Annotated in this window: 6 protein-coding genes; 3 read left to right on the forward strand and 3 right to left on the reverse strand. The window is 48.1% G+C overall.

The genetic code is table 11. The features are described 5' to 3' along the window. Positions 1-200, forward strand: a 200-nt coding sequence (locus O3C43_23995; GenBank protein MDA1069548.1) for a hypothetical protein, incomplete at its 5' end; no start/stop codon positions are given. A 239-nt stretch (positions 201-439) separates the two neighbouring features. Here the strand turns inward: O3C43_23995 and O3C43_24000 are convergent. Continuing rightward, positions 440-1,216, reverse strand: coding sequence for an aldolase/citrate lyase family protein (locus O3C43_24000; protein MDA1069549.1), 777 nt, complete (start codon positions 1,214-1,216; stop codon positions 440-442). Positions 1,217-1,436: 220 nt separating this feature from the next. Beyond that, complete coding sequence (gene araD / locus O3C43_24005; GenBank protein MDA1069550.1) at positions 1,437-3,182, reverse strand: L-arabinonate dehydratase; 1,746 nt, start codon at positions 3,180-3,182, stop codon at positions 1,437-1,439. Between the two features lie 161 nt (positions 3,183-3,343). Here araD and O3C43_24010 point away from each other — a divergent pair, with 161 nt between their 5' ends. Both O3C43_24010 and O3C43_24015 read left to right on the forward strand, forming a co-directional pair. Next, positions 3,344-5,938, forward strand: a complete 2,595-nt coding sequence (locus O3C43_24010; GenBank protein MDA1069551.1) for a DUF1549 and DUF1553 domain-containing protein — start codon at positions 3,344-3,346, stop codon at positions 5,936-5,938. After that, complete coding sequence (locus O3C43_24015; GenBank protein ID MDA1069552.1) at positions 5,938-7,392, forward strand: DUF1501 domain-containing protein; 1,455 nt, start codon at positions 5,938-5,940, stop codon at positions 7,390-7,392. Before O3C43_24010 ends, O3C43_24015 begins: the two co-directional genes overlap by 1 nt. A 197-nt stretch (positions 7,393-7,589) precedes the next feature. Here O3C43_24015 and O3C43_24020 read toward each other — a convergent pair whose 3' ends face one another. Next, positions 7,590-7,892, reverse strand: a complete 303-nt coding sequence (locus tag O3C43_24020; protein MDA1069553.1) for a transposase — start codon at positions 7,890-7,892, stop codon at positions 7,590-7,592. Between the last annotated feature and the right edge of the window lie 74 nt (positions 7,893-7,966).

The following is a 7,966-nucleotide window of genomic DNA, read 5'->3' on the forward strand; positions in this document are numbered from 1 at the left end:
CCTACTCCTACTCCTACTTCTACTCCTACTCCTACTCCTACTCCTACTCCTACTTCTACTCCTACTCCTACTCCTACTCTTCCTCTACTCTTAATCTTACTCTTACTCTTACTCTTACTCTTACTCTTAATCTTAATCTCAGTCTTCCCCTACTCTTCCTCCTACCCTTCCTCTTCCTCTCATATTTTGATCAATTTTAGGAAAAAATCGTCCTGAATTCGTCTAAGCGACTTTATACAAATCGATGCTCAAAAGCCGAAAATACAATCGCGAGCAAGCTCCGCTCCTACATTGCGGATCGAAACTCATTTATACCAGGAGTTAGCTTGTATTCCTTGAGCTTGTCGAAGTGGCTGACGATTTTTCGTCTCATTGTCTCCGAAATAGAATCTGGGAGTAAATGCCCCCATTTAACACTTAGACAGCCAAGTGAGAATCCCTAGGACTTAAACTTCTTCCTCAGTTCAAGGGTAGCGTTCTTTAAAATCCCCAAATCGGCGCCTACGGCTACAAAGTTTACACCCATCTCCAAATACATCCGAGCTTGCTCTTCAACAGCTGCGATAATCCCGACAGATTTACCTGCCGCTTTACCTGCGGCAATAATTCGTTGCATCGCTTCCTGAACCTCCGGGTGCATGGGCTGGCAGAAATGACCCATTGCCACCGACAAATCGGAAGGCCCAATGAACAATCCATCCACACCCTCGACCTTGGCAATGGCCTCCACGTTTTCAAGGCCTTGAAGACTTTCGATCTGCACAAGAACCGAGACGTTTTCATTAATCTTCTCTGGATAATCAGCGATGTATCCATACTTGTTCCCACGCTGTAAAAGCGCCACGCCACGGATTCCATCGGGCGGATAGCGTGTGGCTGCAACGATTGCCTTCGCTTGTTCCTCTGTTTCAATAAACGGAAACAGGAAGTTGTAAAACCCAAGATCCATCAACCGTTTGACGATCACAGGCTCAGACCATTGGGGACGGACTACCGGTGCACTCGCGCTATCTTTCAGCGCCATGAGTTGGAGCATAAAGTCCTTAAAATCGTTCGCTGAATGTTCGCCGTCGATCAAAAGCCAGTCGAAGCCTGCCTGCCCCAGAATTTCAGCGCCGATCGGACTGCTCATGGCGCACCAGCATCCAATGAGAGGTTTTCTTGCCAACAAGTCCTGTCGCAATTGATTTGGGATACCTGAGTATGGAGTAGTCATAGTTGTTTAATTTTAGAGAAATTGAGTTATCATCGTTGATCGAATACCATCCTTACCAAAACCATTCGATCCAATCTTTTTTGATGTAGCTGCTTTAGCTGCGATAATGCACCCCAAATGCCAATCGGGAGGTTGGCGCTCCAAGGGAATCGCAGCAAAAGCAGCTCCTACATTTTTCAGGAAGTTTTTTATTTCTGTCTCAAAAATAATCACGTCAAAGTTAATGGATTTCTGGATCAGGAATCGGCATGGTGCCTGAAAGAAAGTCAAAATCGCAGCCCTGGTCTGCTTGTTGAATGTGGTCCGAATACAGTTTACCATAACCACGTGGGTACCTTGGCTCGGGCGCAACGTACACCGCACGCCTGGCATCAAGCTCATCCTCACTTACCAGCATATCGAGCGAACGGGCTTCCACATCGAGTTTCACCACATCTCCTGTCTTCAAAAGAGCCAAGGGGCCTCCCACAAAAGATTCGGGAGCCACGTGCAATACACAGGCACCGTAACTGGTCCCACTCATGCGCGCATCGGATATCCTCAACATATCGCGCACACCCGTTTGAAGCAGTTTTTGCGGAATGGGAAGTTGTCCCCACTCGGGCATGCCAGCACCGACAGGACCCGCATTGCGCAAAACGATTACCGAGTCAGCATCCACATCCAGATCGGGGTCATCGATCTTCGCCTGCATTTCATCGTAACTATCGAAGACGATCGCTTTTCCGGAATGCTTATGAAGGTGGGCTTCGGCGGCAACGGGTTTCATGACCGCACCGTTCGGAGCTAAATTTCCACGTAGGATAACGAGGCTACCGGAGGGAGCACAAGGGTCATCGAGAGAGTGGATCACTTCCTTATTATGTACCTTTGCGCCGAAAATATTTTCGCCAAGGGTCTTTCCATTAACCGTCAAACAATCGGTGTGCAGCAGCGGACGAATCTGCTCCAGCATTGCAGTCAGCCCACCCGCGTAGAAAAAATCTTCCATCAGAAAATCCCCTGCCGGACGCATATTGGCCACTACAGGCACCTTGGCCGAAAGTTCATCGAATCGTTCCATACTAAGATTTACTCCAGCACGTCGAGCCATGGCGATCAAGTGAATCACGGAATTGGTCGAACCGCTCAGAGCAAGCACCGTGGTAATCGCGTTATCAAAAGCCTCCGCAGTTAGAATATGCGAAGGTTTCAAATCCTCCCACACCATGTCCACAATTCGACGACCCACATTGGTGGCCATTTGCGAGTGACGAGAGTCTACCGCCGGGATGGAGGAAGCGCCAGGCAATGTAAATCCCAGCGCATCAACCGCACTCATCATGGTAGCCGCGGTACCCATGGTCATACAGGTGCCGGCGGAGCGCGCGATTCCCGATTCAATGCCACGCCATTCACACTCGTTGATCTTACCGGCACGGAGATCAGCCCAATATTTCCAGATGTCTGTGCCACTTCCCAATGTCTTTCCGCAATAATCCCCGCGAAGCATTGCTCCGGCCGGCATGTATATGGCCGGTATGTCCATACTCGCCGCCCCCATTAAAAGCGCAGGCGTGGTTTTATCGCAGCCGCCCATAAGTACAACCCCATCGGCGGGATGCGCCCGAATCTGCTCCTCAGCCTCCATGGCCAACAAATTCCGATACATCATGGTCGTGGGTTTCATGAAATTCTCCGAAAGAGAAATCGCTGGCAACTCAACCGGGAATCCACCGGCCTGCCAAATTCCTCGCTTCACCTCTTCTGCACGGTTCTTGAAGTGCATATGACAAGGATTGATATCGTTCCAGGTATTGAGAATGGCGATAACCGGTTTGCCGGCGTAATCCTCCCGACTATACCCCATTTGCGAGGAGCGGGATCGGTGCCCAAAGGAACGCAAATCGTTCACTCCATACCAGCGATGGCTGCGTAATTCTTCAGGGCTTTTTCGGGGAGAGTTAGAGTCGGTAGAATCTTTCACGTATTAATAGGCTTTCATTCCAACTCCTTTTACCAAGATCTGCTAGCCGTAAATTGAATATTTTCAAGAAAATACGACTTCATTAATTTTAAGGCTCTTTTGCTGGAAAATTGGGAAAGAATCCACAGGATGTTTCTAAATACCCTTTTTCCATTTTAAAAATGAAGCTGTTCACCCTAAGAATTGATCACCTGTTTGCTTACATTATTGTAAGCACGTGCCTTTTTATTGGATCGGTGCGTTTACAGGCACAAATTGGAAAAACGGTGAAACACTGGGCATACAATCCACCAGCTAAAATAGATCCACCAAAAGTCGTGGACAGTTCCTGGAATTCAAATCCAATAGACGCGTTTATTTTTTCCAACCTGCAAAAGCAAAATCTGAGCCCCAATCCACCCGCAGATCGTTTGGTTTTGCTAAAACGTGCCTGTTATGACCTTACGGGACTTCCTCCTTCCCAGGAACAAGTTAACGCATTTCTCCAAGACGATTCACCCAACGCCTGGAAAAAGCTTATCGACCAATTGCTCGATTCGCCGCACTACGGAGAAAAATGGGGCCGACACTGGTTAGACGTTGTACGTTGGGCAGAATCCAACGGTTATGAACGAGATGGTGATAAACGCAACATGTGGAAATACAGGGACTATGTCATAAACGCAGTCAATCAGGACATGCCATACGATGAATTTATAATCGATCAAATCGCCGGGGACGTGAAACCAAATGCTACGGTCGACAGTACCATTGCAACTGGGTTTTTGCACCTGGGTCTCTATGACGACGAGCCTGCTGATGAAGAACAATTCCACTTCGACTACTATGATGACATTATCAACACTGTGTCCCGCTCCATGCTGGCAACTAGTATGTCATGCGCGCGATGCCACGATCACAAAATAGATCCTATATCCCAAAAAGAGTATTATCAATTCCTCGCCTATTTCCGAAATCTCAAGATCCCCTTCCTTATTCGCAATCAGGATATAGCAACCATCTCCGTTTTTGATCCGGCAACGGAAGCGCACTTAACCGAACAACTGGAAGAAGCTGTCAGAAATATAACAGTTCCACGTTTGAAAATGTGGGAAGCGGCTAATCATTTATACGGCTACGTTCCAGACCAACCGACCATCGATGAAAACTATCCAACCGACCTCCGATTCGGTTTTGTAATGGAGGACTGGAACACCGCCCATAGTGATCTGGATAATATCGACTATTTGTATGAGGGAGTCTTGCCAGACGGTAAGATTAATCTGGCGACGGATATCACCCAAATTACTCCAGCCAAGGATGTACCTTCGTCTTACGTAGTCAGTGGAAAATTTAATCAGGCAGAGGCGGGTTCGCAGACATTCCGAGTGACCGTCAATGGAGGAGCCTGGATGTATCTGGGAGAGGAACTCGTCTTTTCCAAAGTGGGAACAAATACTATCACAGAAGATTTTTCCATTGATCTTCCAGGCGGCTCGCACGATCTGAAACTGATCTTTGGCAGGCACAGCGCGATGAACTTGGAAATCAGCATGCTGACGGATGGTCAACCAGCGAGTTGGGTAAGCACTGCCAAATGGAATCGAATAAAAGCAATTGGAAACGGAGTGGCCAAAAAATCTCCTGACACTGAGGAAAAGTGGATTGCCGTATTTAAAGAAAATATGGAACTTGAAAAAACAGTTTTGGAAGCCTTCAAACCGCTGGAAGAAAAGATGGAAGGATCTCTGGCCACCGCGGCCTCCAACACAGCAGGCCAGAAATCAACCCATATACTTTTTAGAGGAAACCCGCACGCACCAGGGGAAGAAGTTCAACCCGGCATTCCGTCTGTCTTGAACACAACAGTAACATCAAATTCGGTTAGGGATGCAGATCGACGTTTGCAACTAGCTGAATGGATAGCAAGCGACTCGAATTCTGTTACGGCCCGAGTAGCAGTAAATCGTATCTGGCAACACCATTTCGGCAGAGGGCTAGTTCGAAGTAGCGATGACTTTGGAGGACTCGGCAGTGAACCCACCCACCCTGAGTTGCTGGATTGGTTAGCCAATGAGTTTGCCTCCCAAGGTTGGACTATGAAAAACCTCCACCGCTTAATCATGACCTCTAATACCTATAAGATGTCCTCTACGCCCAACGATAAGGCCTTGGAAAAAGACCCTTTAAACGATCATTTCTGGCGATACAATATGCGGCGATTAACAGCAGAGGAAATCCGCGACACCGTTCTCACTGTTGCAGACAACTTCAACCCACAAGTAGGAGGTCCAAGTGTTTTCCCAACGCTTCAAACGGAAGTTCTGGCAACAGCCTCAAAAGCCGAAAGTCGGTGGGATCTCAAAGCAGGTGCCGAGCATCAAAACCGAAGAAGCATTTACACCTTCACGCGGCGCTCACTTCAGGATCCGATGATGTCTTCGTTTGATGTAGCTGATACAGACACAGCCTGCGCAGTTCGATTTAATACAACCGTTCCTGGCCAAGCATTAACCATGATGAATAGCAGTTTCATGGCAGACCATTCCGAACGACTAGCGCAACAACTTATCAAACAAAGCTCTTACGGAGTAGAATCCCTGGTAAACACGGGCTTCGATACCGTTTTGGGCAGACTCCCGGACGACGCTGAGTTGAAAATTTCAATCGACCTTATTCATTCCATGCAGCAGGATTATGGACACGATTTTAATACGGCTGTTAATCGATTTGCATTGATGATGCTGAATCTAAACGAATTTCTATTTCTCGATTGATGAAGACTCACCCAGAAAATTTCTGTCGGCGCATGGCTCGCCGTGAATTTCTATCCACAGTTGGTGGTGGATTCACTGGACTGGCTTTGACAGGAATGCTCGGACTGGAGGGGTTCTTTAATTCTCTTGAAGCATCGACACTTAGCGGCCCACTTGCGACGAAAGTTCCTCATTACGCGCCGAAAGCAAAGCGAGTCATATTCCTCTTCATGTACGGCGGTCCCAGCCATGTGGATACGTTTGATTATAAGCCAGAGTTATTTAAATACGACGGAAAAACCATTAACATAAGAACCTTTGGTCGAGGTGGTAAGAAAAATGAAGGCCGCGTCGTCGGACCGAAATGGAATTTCAAACAATATGGAGAATCCGGAAAATGGGTGTCCGAGCTGTTTCCTCATTTAGCAACCTGTGTCGATGACATTGCCTTCATCAAGTCTATGCAAGCAGACAGCCCCATCCATGGTTCCGCCATGTTGATGATGAATTCGGGATCCATCCTGAGTGGCAGCCCGTCTTTGGGATCGTGGGTCAACTATGGGCTAGGAACGGTCAATCAGGACCTACCTGGTTACGTAGTCATGCTTGATCATACAGGCGGTCCCATTAGCGGAGCCAAAAACTGGTCCAGTGGTTATATGCCTGCAAGCTATCAGGGAACTACCTTCAAGTCCGAAGGAAATCCTTTGCTCAATCTGAAGAGCGTACAGGGTATGTCTATGACCGAACAACAACGGGTCATACAAAGTCTAAATCACCTCAATGACGGGCATCTAAAGAGTCGTTACGACAACACCAACCTTGAAGCCCGCATCGCCAGTTACGAGCTCGCCTATAAAATGCAAAGCACCGCTCCAGAGGCCGTTGAACTGTCTCAGGAATCGGAGGCCACCAAACGACTCTACGGAATCGACGAGGAGCGTACCCGTGAATTCGGCACCAAGTGCCTCCTGGCCCGCCGCCTGGTGGAACGAGATGTGCGCTTTATTCAAATTTATTCGGGTGGAGCTCACACGGACAGCAACTGGGATGCCCATGGTGATCTCGAATTTAATCACAACAAACATGCCGGCGCCACCGACAAGCCCATTGCCGGGTTGCTGAAGGATCTCAAACGACGAGGTTTACTGGAAGATACACTGGTTGTCTGGGGTGGAGAATTCGGCCGACAACCGACCGCCGAATACGCCAAGGGAACCGGACGCGACCACAACTCAGCCGGATTTACCATGTGGATGGCGGGGGGTGGAATCAAAGGCGGCATGTCCTTCGGCACAACGGACGAACTGGGTAATGAGGCAGTAGAAAACCCAACCCACGTCAAAAAATTGCACGCCACCATTTTGCACTTAATGGGGCTGGACCCCAATCACCTGACTTTCCTCCACGGAGGATTGGAAAAGAAATTGGTCGGCGTTGAAGGTGCGGATATAATTCCGGAGTTGATCGCGTAGGTCTGATTAAGGGTAGGGCTTGATCGCCGAGCGAGTCGTTTTTATTATTCCTTAAAATCCTCATACGTCCAAACGTAATTCCAATCCTCAGGTTTGCCACAAATTCCTTTCCGAACTGGATTCATCCGAATGTAGTAAGCTTTCTCGTCCAGATTCTCATCGTCGCGAATACGATGATCAAAAAAATCTCTCTGCCATTAGATGTCGAACTTTCGAGCCGTGAAACGTTTCCAATCTGAAATCGATTTTCGCATTTCAACTTTTGGAGAAAAGGAAAGTAGGGCATGACAATGGTCAGGCATTAAAAGAAACAGACGAATCCACCAATGTCCAAGTCGATGACGGTAGGCAATCGTATCGTAAAGCTGCGGCGCTTTCTCTTCTGTACAAAGCTGGTTCAATCCCTTGGGCTCACAACAAACGGTTATGAAAAACGTTGTACCTTGCTCAACCCATGCGGGGACATCGTGAGGCAACTTTTGACGTTTTGGTAGGTCCATTTTAAATCACGGAAAAACGGCTCGCTCGGCGATCGAGCCCTACCCTGCCACAGGCATAACCTTCATAAAAGGTA

The organism is Verrucomicrobiota bacterium (genome assembly GCA_027622555.1).
Classification (GTDB): domain Bacteria; phylum Verrucomicrobiota; class Verrucomicrobiia; order Opitutales; family UBA2995; genus UBA2995.

Coding starts and splice junctions, on each gene's coding strand:
- O3C43_24015 (MDA1069552.1), top strand. CDS start 5,938: ATGAAGACTCACCCAGAAAATTTCTGTCGGCGCATGGCTCGCCGTGAA.
- O3C43_24020 (MDA1069553.1), bottom strand. CDS start 7,892: ATGGACCTACCAAAACGTCAAAAGTTGCCTCACGATGTCCCCGCATGG.
- O3C43_24010 (MDA1069551.1), top strand. CDS start 3,344: ATGAAGCTGTTCACCCTAAGAATTGATCACCTGTTTGCTTACATTATT.
- O3C43_24000 (MDA1069549.1), bottom strand. CDS start 1,216: ATGACTACTCCATACTCAGGTATCCCAAATCAATTGCGACAGGACTTG.